The 20574-nt window shown below is 32.5% G+C and carries 22 protein-coding genes; 4 read left to right on the top strand and 18 right to left on the bottom strand.

Annotated elements, in window-relative coordinates; translation table 11 throughout:
* Positions 1-3 precede the first annotated feature (3 nt).
* The 3 genes from M0M44_RS15075 (at position 4) to M0M44_RS15065 (ending at position 2687) form a co-directional block, all read left to right on the top strand.
* Positions 4-843, top strand: coding sequence for an ion transporter (locus M0M44_RS15075; RefSeq protein WP_248726392.1), 840 nt, complete (start codon positions 4-6; stop codon positions 841-843).
* A 152-nt stretch (positions 844-995) separates the two neighbouring features.
* Positions 996-1925 (top strand): tRNA (adenosine(37)-N6)-dimethylallyltransferase MiaA, encoded by a 930-nt coding sequence (gene miaA / locus M0M44_RS15070; protein ID WP_248726391.1) that lies wholly within the window; start codon positions 996-998, stop codon positions 1923-1925.
* 15 nt (positions 1926-1940) lie between these two features.
* Positions 1941-2687, top strand: a complete 747-nt coding sequence (locus M0M44_RS15065; protein ID WP_248726390.1) for an acyl-[acyl-carrier-protein] thioesterase — start codon at positions 1941-1943, stop codon at positions 2685-2687.
* A gap of 92 nt (positions 2688-2779) precedes the next feature.
* Here the strand turns inward: M0M44_RS15065 and M0M44_RS15060 are convergent, their stop codons facing one another.
* From M0M44_RS15060 to M0M44_RS14975, 18 genes are all read right to left on the bottom strand, one after another.
* Positions 2780-3313 carry a hypothetical protein gene (locus M0M44_RS15060; RefSeq protein WP_248726389.1) on the bottom strand — a complete coding sequence of 178 codons (534 nt, stop codon included), beginning with the start codon at positions 3311-3313 and terminating at the stop codon, positions 2780-2782.
* Positions 3314-3389: 76 nt separating this feature from the next.
* Complete coding sequence (prfH, locus tag M0M44_RS15055; protein ID WP_248726388.1) at positions 3390-4079, bottom strand: peptide chain release factor H; 690 nt, start codon at positions 4077-4079, stop codon at positions 3390-3392.
* Complete coding sequence (locus M0M44_RS15050) at positions 4067-4672, bottom strand: hypothetical protein (RefSeq protein ID WP_248726387.1); 606 nt, start codon at positions 4670-4672, stop codon at positions 4067-4069. Before M0M44_RS15050 ends, prfH begins: the two co-directional genes overlap by 13 nt.
* Before the next feature lie 13 nt (positions 4673-4685).
* The gene (locus tag M0M44_RS15045; RefSeq protein WP_248726386.1) at positions 4686-6077 is read right to left on the bottom strand and encodes an RtcB family protein; all 1392 of its coding nucleotides are present in this window, start codon (positions 6075-6077) and stop codon (positions 4686-4688) included.
* A complete protein-coding gene (locus tag M0M44_RS15040; RefSeq protein ID WP_248726385.1) occupies positions 6067-6828 on the bottom strand; it encodes a hypothetical protein in 762 nt (253 codons plus the stop codon). Before M0M44_RS15040 ends, M0M44_RS15045 begins: the two co-directional genes overlap by 11 nt.
* A 508-nt stretch (positions 6829-7336) precedes the next feature.
* The gene (locus M0M44_RS15035) at positions 7337-8053 is read right to left on the bottom strand and encodes a response regulator transcription factor (protein WP_095927693.1); all 717 of its coding nucleotides are present in this window, start codon (positions 8051-8053) and stop codon (positions 7337-7339) included.
* Between the two features lie 3 nt (positions 8054-8056).
* Positions 8057-9643: a sensor histidine kinase gene (locus M0M44_RS15030; protein ID WP_248726384.1), complete on the bottom strand. Its 1587-nt coding sequence runs from the start codon at positions 9641-9643 to the stop codon at positions 8057-8059.
* A 59-nt stretch (positions 9644-9702) separates the two neighbouring features.
* A complete protein-coding gene (coaE, locus tag M0M44_RS15025; RefSeq protein ID WP_248726383.1) occupies positions 9703-10299 on the bottom strand; it encodes a dephospho-CoA kinase in 597 nt (198 codons plus the stop codon).
* Positions 10300-10301: 2 nt separating this feature from the next.
* Positions 10302-11300 carry a glycosyltransferase family 2 protein gene (locus tag M0M44_RS15020; RefSeq protein ID WP_248726382.1) on the bottom strand — a complete coding sequence of 333 codons (999 nt, stop codon included), beginning with the start codon at positions 11298-11300 and terminating at the stop codon, positions 10302-10304.
* Between the two features lie 126 nt (positions 11301-11426).
* A complete protein-coding gene (gene fabV, locus M0M44_RS15015; RefSeq protein ID WP_248726381.1) occupies positions 11427-12617 on the bottom strand; it encodes an enoyl-ACP reductase FabV in 1191 nt (396 codons plus the stop codon).
* Between the two features lie 21 nt (positions 12618-12638).
* Positions 12639-13160 (bottom strand): tetratricopeptide repeat protein, encoded by a 522-nt coding sequence (locus M0M44_RS15010; protein WP_248726380.1) that lies wholly within the window; start codon positions 13158-13160, stop codon positions 12639-12641.
* 9 nt (positions 13161-13169) lie between these two features.
* Positions 13170-14822, bottom strand: coding sequence for a DNA repair protein RecN (recN, locus tag M0M44_RS15005; protein WP_248726379.1), 1653 nt, complete (start codon positions 14820-14822; stop codon positions 13170-13172).
* Positions 14823-14881: 59 nt separating this feature from the next.
* Positions 14882-15766 (bottom strand): type IX secretion system protein PorD, encoded by an 885-nt coding sequence (gene porD, locus M0M44_RS15000; RefSeq protein WP_248726378.1) that lies wholly within the window; start codon positions 15764-15766, stop codon positions 14882-14884.
* Positions 15767-15835: 69 nt separating this feature from the next.
* Positions 15836-17050 carry a bifunctional phosphopantothenoylcysteine decarboxylase/phosphopantothenate--cysteine ligase CoaBC gene (gene coaBC / locus M0M44_RS14995; protein ID WP_248726377.1) on the bottom strand — a complete coding sequence of 405 codons (1215 nt, stop codon included), beginning with the start codon at positions 17048-17050 and terminating at the stop codon, positions 15836-15838.
* Between the two features lie 7 nt (positions 17051-17057).
* Positions 17058-17375 (bottom strand): DNA-directed RNA polymerase subunit omega, encoded by a 318-nt coding sequence (locus tag M0M44_RS14990; RefSeq protein WP_008463064.1) that lies wholly within the window; start codon positions 17373-17375, stop codon positions 17058-17060.
* Between the two features lie 9 nt (positions 17376-17384).
* The gene (locus M0M44_RS14985) at positions 17385-18179 is read right to left on the bottom strand and encodes an outer membrane protein assembly factor BamD (protein WP_248726376.1); all 795 of its coding nucleotides are present in this window, start codon (positions 18177-18179) and stop codon (positions 17385-17387) included.
* 141 nt (positions 18180-18320) lie between these two features.
* A complete protein-coding gene (gene dapA / locus M0M44_RS14980; protein WP_248726375.1) occupies positions 18321-19202 on the bottom strand; it encodes a 4-hydroxy-tetrahydrodipicolinate synthase in 882 nt (293 codons plus the stop codon).
* A gap of 12 nt (positions 19203-19214) precedes the next feature.
* Entirely contained in the window at positions 19215-19727 is a 513-nt protein-coding gene (locus M0M44_RS14975; RefSeq protein WP_248726374.1) for a DUF6913 domain-containing protein, read from the bottom strand.
* A gap of 47 nt (positions 19728-19774) precedes the next feature.
* Between M0M44_RS14975 and M0M44_RS14970 the strand changes: the two genes are divergently transcribed.
* Positions 19775-20554: a 5'-nucleotidase C-terminal domain-containing protein gene (locus M0M44_RS14970; protein WP_248726373.1), complete on the top strand. Its 780-nt coding sequence runs from the start codon at positions 19775-19777 to the stop codon at positions 20552-20554.
* Positions 20555-20574 lie beyond the last annotated feature (20 nt).

Genomic DNA, 20574 nt, shown 5'->3' with positions numbered 1-20574 from the left:
GATATGAAAAATAAAAAATCACAATACGAAATCTTCAGAGAAAAAGTCAAAATTATTCTATATGGTACCAATACCATTTTAGGACGAATGTTCGATTTAGTATTGCTGGGGTTAATCCTACTGAGTGTTCTCCTAATCATGCTCGATACTGTAGAAGGAATCAGTTCTAAATATCATGAACAATTATTGATATGCGAATGGATAATTACAGTTTTTTTCACCATCGAATATATACTGAGAATTATATCTATTCAAAAACCAGTTAAATACGTTTTCAGCTTTTACGGAATCATCGATTTGCTTGCCGTCTTACCAATGTATTTATCGATCTTTTTTCCTGGCGCGAGTATTTTATCCATCGTAAGAGCACTGCGTTTTCTTCGATTGTTCAAAATTTTGCATATTCCGCAAATTAATCATCAATCTTTACAATTAAAAGAAGCTATAGAAGCCAGCAAAGAAAAAATCCTAGTTTTCATTTATTTTGTCTTAATCAGCACCGTTATAATCGGCACAGTCATGTATTTGGTTGAAGGCAGAGAATCAGGATTTACAAGTATCCCAATGGGAATTTATTGGACAATTGTTACTTTAACAACCGTGGGTTATGGCGACATTTCTCCTCAAACTCCTTTAGGACAATTTATTGCAGCATTTGTAATGATTTTAGGTTACGGAATAATTGCTGTTCCAACAGGAATTGTTACAGCCGAATTTGCAAAAAGCAGTTTAAGAAACAATTCAGTAAGCGGAAAAAAAACATGCAGAAAATGTCAGTCGCAGGTTCATTTTGACAATGCAAAATATTGTTACGAATGCGGAACAGAGTTGCCAAATAATTAATTTTAGAAGCTAATCCAGCTGTACATTGCAACTCCTCCTTATATTTGTAATTTTTTAAGGCATAAAAGGAGCTTCCGTTGGTCGCTCTTTTACACCAAAAAAATTCAACAAATATAAGTCCGGGGTTTCCATTTCCATCTGGGCTAAAAAATATGAAATACCTAATTACCATTGTCGGACCAACAGCTATCGGGAAAACAGCCCTAAGCATTGCTTTGGCACAGCATTTTAAATGCGAAATTGTTTCTTGCGACAGCCGTCAGTTTTTTAAAGAAATGACAATTGGAACCGCTGTTCCAAGTCCGGAAGAATTAAGTGCTGCAAAACATCATTTTATTCAAAACAAATCTATTTTCGAAAATTATACCGTTGGCGATTACGAAAAAGAAGCACTTTTAAAACTAGAAGAATTATACCAAAACAATGATTTTGCAATTTTAATTGGCGGATCTGGATTATACGTCGATGCCGTTTTGAAAGGTTTTGACGAATTTCCAGAAATTGCTCCAGAAATTCGTACCGAAGTAAATTCAAACTATGAAAAATTGGGAATCGAATATCTTCAAGAACAATTACAAAATTTAGATCCTGATTATTATCAAAAAATAACAATCGAAAATCCCCAGACCTTACAAAACCCACAACGAATGATGCGTTTTGTAGAAGTTTGTATTGGATCGCAAAAACCATATTCTTCATTTTTAAATTTAAAGAAAAACAATAGAGACTTCGCTCCTATTTTAATTGGCTTAGACGCCGACCGAGAAATCATTTATAACAGAATCAACCAACGTGTCGATATTATGATGGATATCGGATTATTGGAAGAAGCCAAATCTCTTTATCCTAACAAAGAGTTAAATGCTTTACAAACGGTCGGTTATAGAGAATTATTTAGTTATTTTGATGGAGAATTCACTTTGCCTTTTGCTGTACAAGAAATCAAAAAGAATACAAGAAGATTTTCTAAAAGACAATTAACTTGGTTTAAGCGAAATGAAAACACGAAATGGTTTGATTATTCGACTGATAGAAATGAGATTATTCATTACATCGAAGAAAATCTAAAATCATCAATCTAAAATCTAAAATTAACAATGCCAATATCACCAAATTTCACATCAGTTTTAAGTAAAGACTGGGAAATCAATTTCACACAATGCACTCCTGCAGGTTATTTAAAATACACCGATTTGTGTAATATTTTACAATTAACTGCTGCTGCACATTCAGAAGTTGGAGGAATTAGTTTTTATGATATGCAGGAATTTCATCAAGCGTGGGTTTTAAGCCGAATGCGCGTAGAAGTTCATGCTTTACCAAAATGGCAGGATATTGTAACCGTAAAAACTTGGATTAATAGTTTAGAGAATTCACGTTCTGTTCGTGCTCTTGAAATGTATGTAAACGGAAAAAAAATTGTAGGATGCGAAACCTACTGGGCTGTTTTCAATACTCAGGCACGCCGTCCAGAAGCATTGGCTTTGCCATACGAACATTTTGAATTATTCCCAGAAAACAGAGCCACGGAAGAAGGTTTTTCTAAAATAAACATCAACCACGAAAAAGAAGCTGTTTTTGAAAAAACAGTTTATTTATCAGATCTTGACATAGTAAATCATGTCAATAATGTAAAATATCTCGAGTGGTGCTTAGATCACGTGGATCCTAAGAGAATTTTAAAACAAGAAGTAAAAAGCTTTGAAATGAATTTCATGAAAGAGCTTTCATTACAAGATAATGTTGTCATTCACGAAAGTGAAGATGACGATCATACAACAGCTACATTTAGTATTACAAAAGGCGAAAAAACGTGTTTTGCTTTAGAATTACATTGGAAATAAAATTTCTTTAACCTAACAATATTCACACAAACTCTGTTTGTAACTTAATTAAACAAAAAACGATGCTATTTTGCATCGTTTTTTGTTTAAAATCATTTCGATTTCTTTTTAGAATCTTTTTTTGTTTTTTTATCTTTCTTCTTTTTCAACAAATCAAGTTTACCTTTAATTCTTTTCTCAACTTCACTAATTCCAGAGTCATAATCATGTTGAATAGAATGTAATTTTGCTTGCTTAATTTCTTTTAAAGCATCTTTAAATTTATGCTGTACTTCTAACAGAATTGCTTTTCTGATGTAAATTTCAGACTTGTTTATTCCTTTTACAGTCAAAGCAAAATCAATTAGCTTTTGAGCTTCTTCATAATCTTCATTCACAATCAAGGTTTGCAAATAATACGGATATACTTCAAGAGCATGAATATTAATAGATAAAGCTTGCTGAAAATAAGATTTCGCCTCTTCATAATTCATTAATTGTTCTGCCTGAATTCTTCCGTATAAACACAAAATCATTGTATTTTTTGAATCGTAAGAAAAAGCATAATCCAAAGATTCTATAGTTTCTTCAAGCGAATAAGGATAATTATCCAAAGCTTGAAAAAGGTATTTATCAATTGCTTTCATTTTATGTGTCTATATGTATTGTTTTTTTTGGTCACATACAATTCGCATATCATCATTATTTTTTGCGACCAAGTTTTTAATTATGCTCATTTCGTAAATCGTTTTTTAATTTCTGACGAGTTCCTTTGTAACTCTTCTCCACTTTATTTTTTTTAAAATCACTTCCGGTAAAAACTCTCACTGGATTTCCTCGCTGTACATTAAGCTGATTTTCCCATTGTTTTCCCACGTGATACTTAAGCTGAATCAATTTCTCGTCTTCTAGTTTTTTAATTAATCTTTCTGTTGCCAGTTTTTTATTTTGGTGCTGCGAACGGCTGTCCATGGAAACTACTGCGATTCCAGTAGGGATATGCGTCGCCCTGATTGCCGAACTAACTTTATTTACGTGCTGACCACCCGCACCAGAACTTCTCATGGCCTGATATTGAATATCATTTTCGGAAACTGATGTATTTTTCTGCGGTTCAATTTCAAAGATTCCAATAAACCAGTTTTTACGTTTGTGCATTTTCCTAAACTGACTTTGACCAATCCATTGAACTGTTCCTATCCAAGAATTCACAAACTGATCGGCGTTCTTTCCTTTAATAGCGATTGAAGCTGTTTCAACAGTTCCGTTTTCAGTTCCCACTTCTCTTTGCAGTAAAACTGTGTCCAATTGTTGTTCTTGTGCTTCTTCGAGTACTTTTTTAAGCACTTGGGCAACCACCCAAGTGCATTCTGCAGGTCCGCGACCCGCTGTTATCTGAATTATTCTTTCCATTTTTCTAATATCTTAAGAAGCTTTTCTCTGTTTTTAGCTACTTTAATAAATTTTGGAAGTCTTGAAACCATAGTTCCATTACCGCTCCCATTATTATTTCTTTCTCTTAAATCGGCTTTAATGTATCTTTCCAAATACATTATATGTTCATAATTGTAAACCCAAAAAATATTTCCTTTTATTTCTTTTTGAAACCAAAGAAGCAAATTATGCCATGGCTCTCTTATTAAACCGTCTTTCTTAGTTTCTTTTCTAATTCTAGAAACTCCTGGCTTTATTTCTTCCTGAAAACTGCAATGCGGGCATTTAATCTGATATATTTCTGGAATCTCTTTAAAAATCTGAGATTCGTAATCGAATTTTTCAAAACAATTACCACAATAATGCTTTCCATATGCTTTGTATTGATAAACAGGTTCATCAATTTTATAAAAACACGTTTTGCATTCAAAAGCCATTGTAGTACATTTTCCGCATTCACAATTTCTAGGCACTTCCTTTAAAACTCCTTTAGATTCACATTTGGGACATTTTACGAAAATCTCGTTATAAAAATTTCCCAGCCATTTATTTTCGTCTTGAAATCTTTCCATAATCTTTTTATTTTTAGCGATCCATTCTGACAATCTTTGGTGTGAAAGTTCCCAAAACTTCCACCAAATCAGTTTGGTTTGCCATCACTTTTGTAATGTCTTTGTATGCCATTGGCGCTTCATCAATATTTCCTCCAATCAAGGTTACATCGTTGGCTTTCAAAACCTTTTTGATTTCACTTTGCGTAAAAGTACTTTTGCATTTAGCTCTCGAAAACAAACGTCCAGCACCATGCGAAGCAGAATTTAAACTTTCTGAATTTCCTTTTCCTTTTACTATAAAACCAGGCGCAGTCATTGAACCTGGAATAATTCCCAGTTGTCCTTCACCTGCAGGTGTTGCTCCTTTTCTATGCACAATACATTCTTGACCATTTACCGTTTCTTTCCAAGCATAATTGTGGTGATTTTCTATCGTCACCACTACTCTTTTTCCAATCGCTTTGGCAATTCTTCTATGAATATCATCGTGACAAGCTTTTGCATATTCTCCAGCTAAATTCATAGCCAGCCAATATTCCTGACCGTCATGTGTATTCAAATCTAGCCACGCCAAATGCTGCACATTTTTAGGCAACGGACATTGTTTTGTGGCCAAATACGTGTAATGTTTCGCAATATTAGCACCCAATCCGCGGGAACCACTGTGAGATAAAACAGCAAAATATTCTCCTTTTTCAAGCTTCCATTCGTTTTCTGGATTATCGATTTTTGCAATTCCGAATTCTACAAAATGATTTCCTCCGCCTGAAGTTCCCAATTGCTTGTAAGCTTTTGGTAAAAGATTCTTTAACAACGGAATATCCTTGAATTCACTTTTATAAAATACTTCATGATCTACTCTTGAAGCATGCGTCTCGTACATTCCAAACTTTGTATTGTCTTTCAAAATAGCTTCTAATTGATGTTCTTTTCCTTTAAAATGAGAAGCTGGCAAATCAAAGATTGAAAGACTCATTCTGCATCCAATATCAACACCAACTCCGTACGGAATCACAGCGTTGTCTGTTGCTAAAACGCCTCCAATCGGCAATCCATAGCCTGAGTGCGCATCTGGCATTAAAGCTCCAGCAACTGATACCGGAAGTTTAAGCGAATCGTACAATTGAAATTTAGCTTGTTCGTCTATTTCATTCTCACCAAAAATTTTAAAAGGCGCTCTTGTATTTTTAAGCTGATGCATTCTTACCTGAACTGGTTTGATTAAACCTTCAGCGACTTTACCCCATGTTCCATTTCCTTCATATTTTTCAGGATTTAGCAATACATCTTTTGCTTCTGTTAAAATAGATTCCTTTTTTTCTCTTTTTCTATATCTGTTTATCTGCCCTAAGGCGATATTTATTGAATTGTTTTTTGGAAAGCCTAATTTAATCAGGTCTTTTCCAGATAATTTATTTCCCATGATTTTCTATCATTTCATCTGCATATTGCTGATACAAAGCATGCAAACTTTTATTTTTAATTGGGCTTATCTCTTTTGGATTCTCCTTTTCATAGTAACTCCATTTATAAGAACTGCCGTGTATTAATCTGTTTATTTTATTTCTCAGATTATGATTAACAATATAATTATCAAGAAGCTGAATTTCGCTTTCCAAATCTGAATCGACCATCTTGGTATGTGTTATCATATATGGGCTAACGCGAAGCACGTAACGCCAAGGTTCATTAAACACATAATGAATTTTATATCGCTTAAAATTGCTACACCAACGTTCTCGCTTATAAAAATGCATTTTTTCCTTTTCTGTCAATTCTAATTTTGGACTTCTCCATTCCCATTCCGAAAATTCTTTTACAGTCTGGATTTTTTCAACATATACATTTCTTCTTTTTCTCTTTTTCTTTCTTTTAAAAGATTTTTCAGGAGAAAACTGCCATGTATTTATTTTTTCCAATAATTCTCTGTAAAATGGTGCTTCATTAGATCTAGCAATATCATCTCTTAATTTAAAATTACGTTGCCATCCTTTTTGATACGGAATTTCCAAAGGAACCAATGGTAAGTCTTTACGCTTTTTCCAAAGTTCAACTTCAAGTTTTCTTAACTGAATTAATTGTTTTTCAAAATCTTCTTTTACTAATCTCTTTTTCTTTCTTTTACTTTTAAAACGAGTACATAAAGCATACTCGTCTACCGTATAATTTTCCATAAAAAAATTATCGCGCATTAAATTAATAGCCCAAAAGGCTTAAACCTTTTATCCGTTAAGGATAAATAAAATCGATTGTTCGGGAAAATTTGAAGTGTCTAGAATAAAAAAAGCCCGAAACTAAATGTCTTCGGGCTTTTATATATATCTAAAAGTATATTTCTAAGATTGAAATAAGCCACGAAGAATTGCTTCACCAAATCCGTTTGGTGTAAAGCTCTGAGATGTCAATGTAAGTACAAACATTTTTTCTTCGTTTTTAAAGGGTTATTATTTTTTTCGTGTGCAAATATTCATAATACTTTTTTGATTTTCCAAATTTATTTAAAGAAAATTCTTCGAAATAAATTCCAACAATATTTCAAGAGCTTTCAAAACCAACACTATCACATTAAAAATCAAACAATTAAAAGCAAATCTATATCACTAAAATAAATCAAAAATATTTCAGCTAAATGCACAAAAAAAGCCCTGATTTCTCAGAGCTTCTATATTTTTTCCTGAATGATTATTCAGAAACTTTGCTTTTTATTACCAATCTAAAACCTTCTCCGTGAATGTTTAAGATTTCAACATCTTCATCTGCTTTTAGATATTTTCTCAATTTAGCGATGTAAACGTCCATACTTCTTGATGTAAAGTAGTTATCGTCTCTCCATATTTTTGTTAAAGCTAATTCTCTTGGCATTAAATCATTTTCATGAAGAATAAGCATTTTCAACAATTCATTTTCTTTTGGAGACAATTTAATTGGCTCTTCATCTTGGAAAGTCAAGAATCTTAGTTTCGAATTTAAGTGGAATTTTCCAATATTAAATTCAAACTGTACTTGTTCTGCTTTTGTATCAGCTGATTTTCTCTGAATGATTGCTTTAATCTTCATTAAAAGAACTTCTGAATCAAAAGGTTTATTTAAATAGTCGTCTGCACCAGCTTTATAACCTTTTAACACATCTTCTTTCATAGATTTTGCTGTTAAAAAGATAATTGGCACTTCACTGTTCTTCTCTCTAATTTCTTTGGCCAAAGTATAACCATCTTTATAAGGCATCATTACGTCAAGAATACATAAATCGTACACATCTTTCTTGAACTTCTCGAAACCTTCCATACCGTTTTTAGCTAAAGTAACTTCAAAGTCATTTAACATTAGATAATCTTTAAGAACCGCCCCAAAATTTAGGTCATCTTCTACTAAAAGTATTCTTTTGTTAGTATTTTCCATATTTTAATTTATTAATGGTATTTTTATTATAAAGGTGCTACCTTTTCCTTTTTCGCTTTCTACATATACTTGACCATTGTGATCCTCTACTATTCTTTTTACGTAAGCAAGTCCTAATCCGTGTCCTTTTACATTATGAAGATCCCCTGTGTGCTCTCTATAAAATTTCTCAAACACTCGTTTTTGAGCTATCTTACTCATTCCCAATCCATGATCTCTCACTTTTATCAAAATCATATCTTTAATATTTTCAGTAAAGATTTCAATCTCTGGTGCATCTGGCGAATATTTAATGGCGTTTTCCAAAATATTAACCAGCACATTTGTAAAGTGAACTTCATTAATCAAACAAGTCGTTCTTGCTGCGTTATAATGCTTTACTACAGAACCATTTCTGTCTTCTAAAATAAGATTCACATGCTCAATAGCATCGTCAATTATATCTGTAATTACAGTTGGTTCTTTAGTTATGTCAAGTTCTCTTTTTTCTAATTTTGAAATACGGAGAACATTCTCAACTTGAGCGTGCATTCTTTTGTTTTCATCTCGAATCATTTGAAGATAACGATAAACTTTTTCTTTATCTTCAATAACTTTCGGACTTCTAATAGCATCTAATGCTAGGTTTATAGTTGCAATTGGAGTTTTAAACTCATGCGTCATGTTATTAATAAAATCTGTCTTGATTTCAGAAATATGTTTCTGACGCAATAATTGATTTAACGCACTTGTATATGCAACTATTATAATTAATGTAAAAACTATTGATAAAATAGTAATACTTAATAATTCAGATAATAAGAATTTCTTTTTATGGGGAAAAGTAACTGATAATTCATATTTGCTATTCCCTTCATTATCTGTATAAATTGGAATATCGTATGTGGATTCTTTATCAAAATGAAATCCATCGGATTTAATCTTTGTTGGAACGCCACTACTGTATATGCCGAATTCAAATTTGGTCTTTACACCATATTCTTCCAGTTCTTTCTTTAATAACTTATAAAGTTTGTCTTTTGTAATTCTCCCTTCAATTGGGGTTAAAGAGGCAATATCTTTATACTGGATCTGCTGCTGGACTTTGTTCAAAATATCCAGACTTCCTGATTTTTCAAATCTCTGATCCGGAATAATACTTTGTCCTAAATTATTATTGTCAATTCCGCCATTGTTATTATAAACTTCTGTTACCCTTCTTGAACTAAAACTTTTAAAACGTTCACTACTGAATTTTTTGTTAAAAACAGAACCATTGATATCGTAATCTTCAGATGTCAATGTATTTGAATAAACGATTGTTTTATTCGTTTTTGTGTTTCTTTGTACATAAAGTACTTCTAGTAAATCTTCTTTTTTTGGAATTTTACCCGTACTGTCTTTTATACGGTTGTATTTGTCGTAGAAACTGTACTCTTCTTGTTGTTCCAGTTTATCTGCAACATTTCCAATTACTTGAGTAACGTGGTATTTGAATTGCTCTTCATTATTTTTGAACGAAGAATTGAACCAAAACACTTGCACCAGAATTATCCCTATCAAGGACAAACTCATCAATAAAACAAGTATTCTAAAAAATAATTTATTCATCGAAACAAAATTAATATTTTAACAATATACTAAATAATACATTAACCAAATATTAACATTTAAGACTGTTTTTGTTTTATATTTAAAATTTTAAGAATTTTAACAACTTCTTCTTTAGCATTTTTAAGATTATTGTTATTAATCACGAAATTGCTATTAGAAATTCGTTTTTCATCATTCCACTGCATTTTCATTCTACTTAAAACTTCTTCGCGGGTGGCTTTATCTCGTTTCATAACCCTATCAATCCTTACCTCTTCGGGGGCTGTTACGGTTATAATTACGTCACAATCTTTATATCGGCCACTTTCAAACAAAATAGCGGCTTCATACATTACATAATCATTATTTATGTGCTTTTTTACCCAATCATCAAAATCTAATTTTACTGCTGGATGCACAATCGCATTTAATTTTGCCAATTGTTCTTTATCATTAAAAACAATTTGTGCCAGCTTAGCACGATTTAAAATATCATTATCAAAAACATTGCCACCAAATGCAGATTTTACTTCTGCCAGAATATTTTTTGACTGCATTACTCTTTTAGCACCGTCATCGGCAATATAAACAGGAACGCCCATTTCTTGAAAATAGTTTGCAACAGTCGTTTTCCCGCTGCCAATTCCTCCTGTAAGACCAATAACTTTTGTCATTCTTATAATTTAAAAAACATACGCGGAAAAGCCTCCTGCGGTTTTTTCTTTAATAAAATCACTTTTATATAAGATTTTAAAAATCCTGTTCCGTAACCAAAAAACTGTTTCCACACTGCAATTACAGACAGATATCCAATTTTGATACTTTTATTTTGAATACTAGCTGTAAGAAAAATTATAACGAAATATACGAAATATAATTGTAATAAAATATCGATATTGAAAATTAACAGTAAAAAAGCTAATAATAATCCGAGTATAAACAAAGTCGGAAAGAAAAACGTTAACTTATTATGTTCTGGATACCAGCTATTTAAAATCGGTCTAGCAATACCAAATTTGTTTACTTGAATTGAGAATTTTTCCCAATCGATTCTTCTTTTATGATACACATAAGCTTCCTTAAAAAGCCTTGTTTCAAAGCCTAAATTCCACAAACGAATCGATAAATCTGGATCTTCCCCCGGATGAATGTTTCCAAATCCTTTTGATGCCTCAAAAGCTTTCTTAGAAATACCCATATTAAAACTACGTGGTTGAAACTTGTTTATCTTCTCCGAACCACCTCTAATTCCACCTGTCGTCAAGAAAGAAGTCATAGCAAAATTGATGGCTTTTTGAATATCAGAAAAGCTGTCTAATGCTTTATCCGGACCTCCAAAACAGTCCACATAATTTGCATCTAATTCTTTACGAACTTCAGTCAGATATTGCGATGGAATAATGCAATCTGAATCGAAAATGATAAAATAATCACCTCTAGCTCTCTGCATCCCAAAATTTCTAGAATCTCCAGGACCTGAGTTTTCTTTGAAATAATATGATATATTTAATTTTCCTTGATAATTCATCACCACATCCCGACATGGAATAGAAGATCCATCTTCGACAAGAACAATTTCAAAAGCTTCATTATAATCAGATTTTGAGAGACTTTCCAAAAGCTCATCAACTTCATCAGGACGATTATACACGGGTATAATTAAAGAAAAAATCATAGCAGAATGTGCGTTATTAAAGGGTATATTTTTATTGTTTTAAAATTTTAACAAAGATATGGTATATTCACAAAAAAACCATCAACTTTTGGCTGATGGTTTTTCGTTTTACTAAGTAAAAATATATTATTTGATACTTTCAATCTCAACAACTTCGTTAGTGTCTGCGTTGTAATCAACACCAGGAACTTCGAATCCGAATAAATTTAAGAAATCACTTCTGTAACCAGCTAAATCACCAATTTCTGGTAATGTTTCGGTTGTAGCTTCCAACCAAAGTTTAGCCACTTTTTCCTGAACATCTTCACGCATTTCCCAGTCATCAATTCTGATTCTTCCTTTTTCATCAACCGGAACTTCAGAACCATTATACAATCTGTCTTGGAATAAACGCTGAATTTGCTCAATACATCCTTCGTGAATTCCTTCTTCTTTCATGATTTTATATAAAAGTGAAATGTACAATGGAATTACTGGAATTGCAGAACTTGCTTGAGTAACCAAAGCTTTATTTACAGAAACGTAAGCTTTTCCTCCGATAGATTTTAAAGAATCTTCGATAGTAAATGCCGTAGCCTCTAAATGATCTTTTGCACGACCGATTGTTCCTTTTCTGTAAACCGCTTCAGTTAAAGATGGTCCGATATAAGAATAAGCAACTGTTGTAGCTCCTTCAGCTAATAAATTTTCAGCTTTCAAAGCATCAATCCACATTGCCCAGTCTTCACCTCCCATTACTGCTACAGTATTTTCAATATCTTCCTCATTTGCAGGATTGATAGAAACATCTGAAACTTTTCCTGTATGAAAATCAACTGTTTTGTTCGTAAAAGTTTGTCCTATTGGTTTTAAAACTGAACGATGAGTAACTCCCGTATTTGGATTTGTACGTACTGGAGACGCTAAACTATAAATTATAAGATCTACTTGTCCTAAATCTGCTTTAATCAAATCTAAAGTTTCTCTTTTGATTTCGTTTGAGAACGCATCACCGTTGATACTTTTTGCATATAAACCTGCTTTATGAGCTTCTTTTTCGAATGCTGCAGAATTATACCATCCTGGAGAAGCTGTTTTTCCTTCAACTGGTGGTTTTTCAAAAAACACTCCAATTGTTGATGCACCAGAACCAAAAGCACTAGTAATTCTTGAAGCTAATCCGAAACCTGTAGAAGCACCGATTACTAAAACTTTTTTAGCACCAGCAATTTCTCCTTTAGATTTTACGTATTCGATTTGATTTTTTACATTTTGCTCAGCTCCCGTTGGATGGGCAGTCAAACAAATAAATCCTCTCATTCTAGGTTCTATAATCATCTTGCAATTATTTTTTTTGTATTATTTCAATTTCAGTTTTAATTTTTCAAAAATAGACATTTTATCCTTAACCCTTTTCATATTAGCCTTCATATTGTCAATAAAATTTGGGTTTAATGCATTTTTCTGAGCTTCTTTATAATAGTTGTAAGCTGCCGAATATTGGTTTTCATATTCTGCCATTCTTCCTAATTCGCTGTTATAAGAAGAGTTATCTGCATTTTCTAAATTGCTTATTGTAAATTTAATATGCTCTTTTGCTTCGGCATAACGACCAATATCAATAAGCAAATAAGTATAATTTAAATATGGAGCCGCATATTTTGGCTCAAATTTCATTGCCAATTTATAGTGATAAATTCCTCTTTCGTAGTCGCTTAGCTTATTGTAGTAAATCCATCCCAAATGATTATGCGCTTTGCCGAAATCAGGGTATTGCGATAAAATTTCTTCCAGCAATTCTTTTGCATCTGCCGAATTTCCTTCAGAAATTAATGAATCTGCTTTTATAAATTGATTTTCGTAAAAACTCAAACTCTCCATTTCTATAATTTAATTCAATAATTGTTTTGCGTGATTTAAAGCTGAATCAGAAATATTTGCTCCCGATAGCATTTGAGCAATTTCTAAAATACGATCTTCTTGCGATAAAAGTTTCAATTCAGACTGCGTATCGTCGCCAACTGTAGCCTTAGAAACTTTAAAGTGAGAATCTCCTTTTGCTGCAATTTGAGGTAAATGCGTAATGGCAAATATTTGCATGGCAGCACTCATTTCTTTCATGATTTCTCCCATTCTGATCGCTATTTCTCCAGAAACTCCTGTATCAATTTCATCAAAAATTAAAGTCGGAAGTTTTGAATATTTAGCCAAAATTGCTTTTACAGCGAGCATAATACGAGACATCTCTCCGCCTGATGCTACTTTTTTCAGCAAGCCAAAATCTGTTCCTTTATTTGCTGAAAATAAGAATTGTAATTCGTCTTTTCCGTTTTGAAAATAAGTTTCAGAAGGCTGTAATTCCATATTAAAACGAGCATTAGGCATTCCTAACGTCTCGAGAATTGAAACCAATTGTGCTGATAGCGTCGGAATTGCATCTAATCTGTTTTGATGTATTTTCGATGCATAACTATCTAGTTCTGCTGCTTTTTCTTCGATAATTTTAGTCAGTGAAGCTATTTCTTCATCCATGTTATCAAGTTCAAGCAAAGAATTTCCTAAATCTGACTGAATTTGCAACAATTCATCTACAGTACTTACCTGATGTTTTTTTTGTAAATTATAAATCGACTGCAGTTTTTGATTGATTAATTCTAACTGTGCAGGATCATTCAATAATTTTTCTGAGCAATTTTCCAATTCTTTAGAAACATCATCAAACTCTATAGTCAAACTTGTTACCCTTTCAAACAAATTTTGATATTCTACAGAGAAAGGAGCTACTTTTTGCAAGGCATTTTTGATTTCATTTAAACTATGAAAAACACCAAATTGCTCTTCATTAGCAATTGTCAAAGATTTATCTAGAGATTCTTTAATTATCTCAACATTATTCAGTTTTTCGTAGTCTGCTTCTAACTCTTCCTGCTCTCCAGATTTCAATTGAGCCGCAACCAGTTCATTCAATAAAAATGTATGATATTCTTGCTCTTTACCTGCATCACTTTGTTTTTTAAGCAAAGCATTTAACTTCGATTTATCCGATTTGTAAGACTTAAGCAGTTTCTGATACTCACTAATTACCTCAGTATTGTTTGCAATAGCATCAATAATTTTAAACTGAACATTTTCATCTGACAATTCCTGAGTTTGCTGCTGCGAATGAATATCAATCAAATACAAACTCAAATCTTGCAGTTCTTGAAGATTTACCGGACTGTCATTTATAAAAGCACGAGATTTACCTGAGGGTAAAATTTCTCTCCTTATGATCGTTTCATCTTCATAATCCAAATCATTAGCTTCAAAAAACTCCTTTAAATTATATTTTCCAATTTCAAATTGTGCCTCAATAACACATTTTTCTTCTTTATTTTTTAATGAAGTAAGATCTGCTCTTTTTCCTAAAACAAGACCAATAGCTCCTAAAATAATTGACTTTCCCGCACCTGTCTCACCTGTAATTATAGAAAAACCTTTAGAAAAATCTATAGACAGTTTTTCGATAAGAGCATAATTTTTAATTGACAGTGATGTAATCATAGGTCGATTTGTAAAAATATAAGTTTAAAAAGTAGCGAAGATAAAAATGAAAAACGAGATTAGTATTTAATCTGCGACCATTTTGTAGAATTTAACGGCGAAACTTTATTTAAGACATCGGTTAAATCTGTGATTGTGATACTTGGACCGCCAGAAAAAATAGAAACGATTTCATCTGATTTTGCATCAAAGAAAACTCGGGTTATAAAAGCATTGGGCTTAACAGAGTTTAATTTACCAACAAGCATTAATGCGTTTTTGATTTTTTCCTTAGCTGCTTTTGTGTCCAATGTCATTGCATCCAGTCCTGTATGATATGCATAAGTAGTCTGACGCAAATCACTATAGGTTGGAGCAATCATATCATTAATTAAATAGTATCGATTTTGAAGTCCATCAGATTGGTTCCATCCTTTAAAACCTCCTTGCTGTGCAACATTGGCAATATTCTGCGCGGTTTGAAGATATGGATTTCCTGCTCCCATCTGAAAGGTATCGGCATCCATTCCTAAAATCACATAACAGTAGAAAGATATTACAGAAACCAAATTTGATTCGTAAGTACTTGGATTAAACAACAATGGTTCGTACTCCGTATATCTAAAATTAAAATCTTTATCATTGTAATTTAAAACTGGAGAAGAATAGGTTGAATTAAAAATCAATCTCGAAGACTGAACTTGAATTGTTCCCGTGAATTGATCTGAGCTGTTAGACGATAAAGTAATATACATCGAACAGTTTATTCTCTCATTTTGTTTTAAAACAGAACCTATCCAATCTGTTTTATTAACAAACTCAGCCAAAGAAGTCTGAAGCGTTTTAAAAACCTGATTATTTGGGTTTGTTAATCTTTCTGTATTAATAGTCACTGTACAATTTAACTGCTGAGCTTGTACAAAACCAAAGCTTAAAAATACTAATAGCGTAACTATCTTCTTCATAATCGTCTAGATATTTAATTTTATAACATAAGCTGTTTCCAATTTATGTTTTCGGCGTATATTCTAAATTTATAATTTTGAAAAATGCAGAATAACCTTATTCAAAATATCAGCCGCAACAGATTCTTTTGATTTTAATTCCATAGGTTCGATTTCAAAATTTTTATCAATAAAAGTAACTTTATTGGTTTCTTTTTTAAAACCCGCACCTTTATCTTGTAAGGAATTTAAAACAATCAAATCTAAGTTTTTTTTCTGAATTTTCAGCTTAGCATTTTCAATTTCATTTTCAGTCTCTAATGCAAACCCGATTAAAAACTGATTTTTTTTGATAGCACCTAAAGAAGACAAGATATCTTTTGTTTTCTCTAAATCTATCGAAAATTCTACAGTATTCTTTTTAATCTTTTGATCTGCAACAAATTTAGGTCTGTAATCTGCAACAGCAGCAGCAGCGATTGCTGCATCAACTTCATTAAAATGTAAATGACAAGCATCGTACATTTCTTGAGCCGAAACAACATCTATCACTTTTATCAGACTATTTTTTGCTTTTAAATGAGTTGGCCCTGCTACTAAGAACACTTCTGCTCCTAAGCTTGCCGCTTCATTAGCAATATCAAATCCCATTTTTCCTGACGAATGATTTCCTATAAAACGTACAGGGTCTATCGCTTCGTATGTCGGTCCTGCGGTAACTAGTATTTTTTTTCCTTTTAAAGGCAATTTACTTTCTAAATCAGCTTCTAGAAAAGCAACAATATTCTCAGGTTCAGCCATTCGACCCTCGCCTGACAAACCACTTGCTAACTCTCCGCTTTCAGCAGGAATCATAATATTTCCGTACTGTTTTAATGCTGTAAAACTCGATAAAGTCGAAGGGTGTTTGTACATATCCAAGTCCATTGCTGGCGCAAAATAAACTGGACATTTTGCCGATAAGTAGGTTGCAATTAAAAGATTATCGCAATTTCCTGTAGCCATTTTAGACAAAGTATTCGCAGTAGCTGGCGCAACCAACATAAAATCCGCCCAGAGAGCCAATTCAACGTGATTATTCCAAACTGCCTCTTCATCATCCTGATTAAAGAAATTTGAATGTACTGGATTTTTTGATAACGTAGATAATGTAAGTGGGGTTACAAAATCCTTAGAAGCAGGTGTCATGATCACTTGGACATGTGCACCTGCTTTTATAAAAAGTCGTACTAAAGTGGCTGTTTTATACGCTGCGATTCCACCAGAAACACCCAGTAAAATCTTTTTCCCGTTTAAAACTGACATTGTACTATTATTTGTTTGAACTTCTGTGGTAAGTTTTTCCGTCTAACCATTCTTGAACAGCTAAAGCGTGTGGTTTTGGTAATTTTTCGTAAAATTTAGAAACTTCAATTTGTTCTTTATTTTCAAAAACTTCTTCTAGACTATCATTGTAAGTAGCAAACTCTTCTAATTTTTCAGTCAATTCTTTTTTAATCTCTGAATTAATTTGATTTGCTCTTTTAGCCATAATGGTAATTGCCTCATACACATTTCCTGTTGGCTCTTCAATAACTGTTTTATTGTAAGTTATTGTGTTTACAGGAGCATTCGTCTTTTTTAAATCCATGACTTTATTTTATTTAGTAAATTTTTGTAAATCTGTTTCAACTCTGGCATTCATTTCGTCTGCCTCTTTTTTATATTTCGTATCGCTTTTAAACTTCAATAAATTAGCATAGCATGTTTGTGCAACATGTAAACGATCTTCCATTTTTGAAGGAACACTGTTAATTGCCAATTTATATGCAGAATCGTATTTATAGAAAAGCGCATCTTCTTTAAACGGTGTTCCAGGAAAATCAGCAATAAAGTTATCAAAAGCTATTAAAGCCGATTTGTAATCTGATATTGTATTATATCCTTTAGCATTCTCAAAAGCTTTTTTCTCTAATTTACCATTTAACTTCTGTACAGTCTCATTTGCCTGAGGAATGTATTCAGAATTTGGATAATTCTCAATAAAAGTCTGTAATTTCTCTAATGCCTTTACAGTATCTGCTTGATCCAAGCTATAAACTGGAGACAATTTAGAATAACTGTAAGCACCTAAAAACGCTGCTTCCTGTACTTTTTCACTTCTAGGATACCCTGAAACAAAAGCTTCAAACTGATAACCAGCTAAATAATATTGTTTTGTTTTATAATATGACTGCGAAAACATGTAAAACAGTTTTTCTGCTTGTGGTTTTCCTCTGTATGAAGTTGCTAGTTGCTCAAAAAGACGAATCGCCTTTGTGTATTTACCAGCATCATACATTTTTGTTGCCACTTCAAATTTTGCTGCAACATCATCATTTTTCAACGCTTTTTGATATTCTCCACAAGAATAAAAAAGAGTTACAACAATTAATAGCGATACTATTTTTTTCATTTTCTTACTGTTATTACAATCTCTCAGACAATTAATTATGCCAAAGTGAAATCGCACCGAAGTTTCGGTGGCAAATTTAGTTATTAATTTAGCTACTGCAAAATAATTTTTTAGTATCTTAAAATACTAGCACTTTAACAATTATTTAATGCTGTTTTTTACAAAGTCATTTAACCTTGTTGCTAGAGATTCATCAACAGAAACCAATGGTAGACGAACAGTATTCTCAGCAATTCCAAGGGCTTGGAAGATTTGTTTGATTCCAGCTGGATTTCCCTGCTCAAAAATCATATCAATACTGTCCGATAAAAAGTAATGTATTTTGTAAGCGTCAGCCGCTTTTTTATTTAGTCCTAAACGAATCATTTCTGAAAATTCTTTAGGAAAACCTTGTCCGATTACCGAAATAACACCTGCTCCTCCCGCCAAAACGATCGGCAACGCCAACATATCATCTCCAGAAATCACTAAGAAATCCTTTGGAGCATTTTTAATAATCTGCATTGCTTGAGCCATATCTCCAGCTGCTTCTTTAATGGCTACAACATTTTTAAAATCGTTAGCCAGACGCACCACTGTCGAAGGAAGCATGTTACTTGCCGTTCTTCCTGGAACATTATATAAAATCACAGGAACTGGAGAAGCTTCAGCAATTGCTTTAAAATGCTGATAAATCCCTTCCTGAGTTGGCTTATTATAATATGGAGAAACCGATAATATCGCTTCAAAAGCAGAAAAATCTCTTGTTTTTAACTCCTCAACAATCTGCATAGTATTATTTCCTCCAACTCCTAAAACTAGAGGCAATCTTCCTTTATTCACATCGATTACAGTCTTTATAACCAACTCTTTCTCCTCTGCTGTAAGGGTTGCATTTTCTGCTGTTGTTCCCATCACAACAAGATACTCCACTCCGCCATCTATAGAGAAGTTTACAATTCGCTGTAAAGCCTCAATGTCAACTGAAAAATCTTTTTTAAATGGCGTCACAAGCGCAACACCAGTTCCTATTAATGATTGCATATTATTATTAATTTATTTTATATTTTTTAAATACCTAAACAGTTCGGAAACGAATAGTTTATAGCTTCCTAATTCTGTACTAATCATCCAACGATTTAGTCTTTGGTCTACAGCAGAAAATCCGACTTTAAATTTTGCTTTTGACTTGCTCGTGATTAACATCAAAATACTATTCTCGACATTATAATAACTTAGCAAAAGATCAAATTCTGAATTTACAAAATCATTCAAGAAACCTTCTGTAATTTCTCCGTTCCAATTGATGTGTTTTTTACCAAAAGTTGGACGAGAATAGGTTTCTTTTTCCCTAAATTTTCCTTTGTATGCAAGAACTTTTATATTTTCCAAAGCAATTCCGTGGAGCATTAACTCCTTTACTATTGCTTCTGAATATTCAAAATCGCTCTCATCTATCAATAAACCAACCGTTTGGACATTTTTAGTAAATACTCCGTTTTTTTCTTTATTTAAATTATTATTTAATGATTTTTTTACAAAAAATTCCTTTATATAATTCAAAAACATAGTACTTTTACTAGATTACAAAATTAATTATTTAAGTTGCATTTAAAATGGTAAAACTAAAAAAGTATAACGGATTTTTAAAACTTTTTGTTATATTCTTAACACTTTTTTTAATCTCTTCCTGTAGTAAGAATAACTACAATCTAACTAAAATTGAAGGAAAACAACTCCCTGTTACTGAAAAGGCTGCCGAAACTCCTGAAATTGAAAACTTTATTAAGCCTTATCGCGATCATATCAATAAAGATTTGGACAATGTACTGGCTTATTGCCCTGAAACTCTTGACAAAAGCACAGGAAAGTGGCAGACTGGCATTGGTAGCTTGATGGCAGATGTTTGCGTACTAAGAGGAAACATTGTTTTTAACGCTCGCGAAAAGAAAAACATTGATTTATGTCTTTTAAATCATGGCGGTATTCGTGCTATTCTTCCAAAAGGAAATGTCACAACAAGATCGGCCTTTGAGATTATGCCGTTTGAAAACAGCTTGGTTGTTTTAGCTTTAAAAGGCGAGCAAATCTCAGAAATTGCTGCTTATATTATTAAGGAGAAAAAACCTCAGCCATTGTCTGGAATGACTTTTACAATTACAAAAGACAATAAGGCAAAAAACATCATGGTGCAAGGCAACCCACTTGATTTAAACAAAACGTACTATGTTGCTACAAACGATTATTTGGCAAATGGCGGAGACAGCATGACTTTCTTTGCAAAAAACACTCAAAAGTTTGACTTAAACTACAAACTTAGAGATGTATTGATTGATTATTTTAAAGAAGTAGACACTGTTGTTGCTCCAAAAAATATCAGAATCACAGAGGAATAAAAATTATAAAAAACAAGCAA

The sequence above is a fragment of the Flavobacterium humidisoli genome (assembly GCF_023272795.1).
Classification (GTDB): domain Bacteria; phylum Bacteroidota; class Bacteroidia; order Flavobacteriales; family Flavobacteriaceae; genus Flavobacterium; species Flavobacterium humidisoli.
This window is presented reverse-complemented; position numbering and strand designations above follow the sequence as displayed.

What these genes read in the sequence shown, in the direction of transcription:
- M0M44_RS15075 (WP_248726392.1), top strand. Translation starts at nt 4, where the DNA reads ATGAAAAATAAAAAATCACAATACGAAATCTTCAGAGAAAAAGTCAAA.
- miaA (WP_248726391.1), top strand. Translation starts at nt 996, where the DNA reads ATGAAATACCTAATTACCATTGTCGGACCAACAGCTATCGGGAAAACA.
- M0M44_RS15065 (WP_248726390.1), top strand. Translation starts at nt 1,941, where the DNA reads ATGCCAATATCACCAAATTTCACATCAGTTTTAAGTAAAGACTGGGAA.
- M0M44_RS15060 (WP_248726389.1), bottom strand. Translation starts at nt 3,313, where the DNA reads ATGAAAGCAATTGATAAATACCTTTTTCAAGCTTTGGATAATTATCCT.
- prfH (WP_248726388.1), bottom strand. Translation starts at nt 4,079, where the DNA reads ATGGAAAGAATAATTCAGATAACAGCGGGTCGCGGACCTGCAGAATGC.
- M0M44_RS15050 (WP_248726387.1), bottom strand. Translation starts at nt 4,672, where the DNA reads ATGGAAAGATTTCAAGACGAAAATAAATGGCTGGGAAATTTTTATAAC.
- M0M44_RS15045 (WP_248726386.1), bottom strand. Translation starts at nt 6,077, where the DNA reads ATGGGAAATAAATTATCTGGAAAAGACCTGATTAAATTAGGCTTTCCA.
- M0M44_RS15040 (WP_248726385.1), bottom strand. Translation starts at nt 6,828, where the DNA reads ATGGAAAATTATACGGTAGACGAGTATGCTTTATGTACTCGTTTTAAA.
- M0M44_RS15035 (WP_095927693.1), bottom strand. Translation starts at nt 8,053, where the DNA reads ATGGAAAATACTAACAAAAGAATACTTTTAGTAGAAGATGACCTAAAT.
- M0M44_RS15030 (WP_248726384.1), bottom strand. Translation starts at nt 9,643, where the DNA reads ATGAATAAATTATTTTTTAGAATACTTGTTTTATTGATGAGTTTGTCC.
- coaE (WP_248726383.1), bottom strand. Translation starts at nt 10,299, where the DNA reads ATGACAAAAGTTATTGGTCTTACAGGAGGAATTGGCAGCGGGAAAACG.
- M0M44_RS15020 (WP_248726382.1), bottom strand. Translation starts at nt 11,300, where the DNA reads ATGATTTTTTCTTTAATTATACCCGTGTATAATCGTCCTGATGAAGTT.
- fabV (WP_248726381.1), bottom strand. Translation starts at nt 12,617, where the DNA reads ATGATTATAGAACCTAGAATGAGAGGATTTATTTGTTTGACTGCCCAT.
- M0M44_RS15010 (WP_248726380.1), bottom strand. Translation starts at nt 13,160, where the DNA reads ATGGAGAGTTTGAGTTTTTACGAAAATCAATTTATAAAAGCAGATTCA.
- recN (WP_248726379.1), bottom strand. Translation starts at nt 14,822, where the DNA reads ATGATTACATCACTGTCAATTAAAAATTATGCTCTTATCGAAAAACTG.
- porD (WP_248726378.1), bottom strand. Translation starts at nt 15,766, where the DNA reads ATGAAGAAGATAGTTACGCTATTAGTATTTTTAAGCTTTGGTTTTGTA.
- coaBC (WP_248726377.1), bottom strand. Translation starts at nt 17,050, where the DNA reads ATGTCAGTTTTAAACGGGAAAAAGATTTTACTGGGTGTTTCTGGTGGA.
- M0M44_RS14990 (WP_008463064.1), bottom strand. Translation starts at nt 17,375, where the DNA reads ATGGATTTAAAAAAGACGAATGCTCCTGTAAACACAATAACTTACAAT.
- M0M44_RS14985 (WP_248726376.1), bottom strand. Translation starts at nt 18,179, where the DNA reads ATGAAAAAAATAGTATCGCTATTAATTGTTGTAACTCTTTTTTATTCT.
- dapA (WP_248726375.1), bottom strand. Translation starts at nt 19,202, where the DNA reads ATGCAATCATTAATAGGAACTGGTGTTGCGCTTGTGACGCCATTTAAA.
- M0M44_RS14975 (WP_248726374.1), bottom strand. Translation starts at nt 19,727, where the DNA reads ATGTTTTTGAATTATATAAAGGAATTTTTTGTAAAAAAATCATTAAAT.
- M0M44_RS14970 (WP_248726373.1), top strand. Translation starts at nt 19,775, where the DNA reads ATGGTAAAACTAAAAAAGTATAACGGATTTTTAAAACTTTTTGTTATA.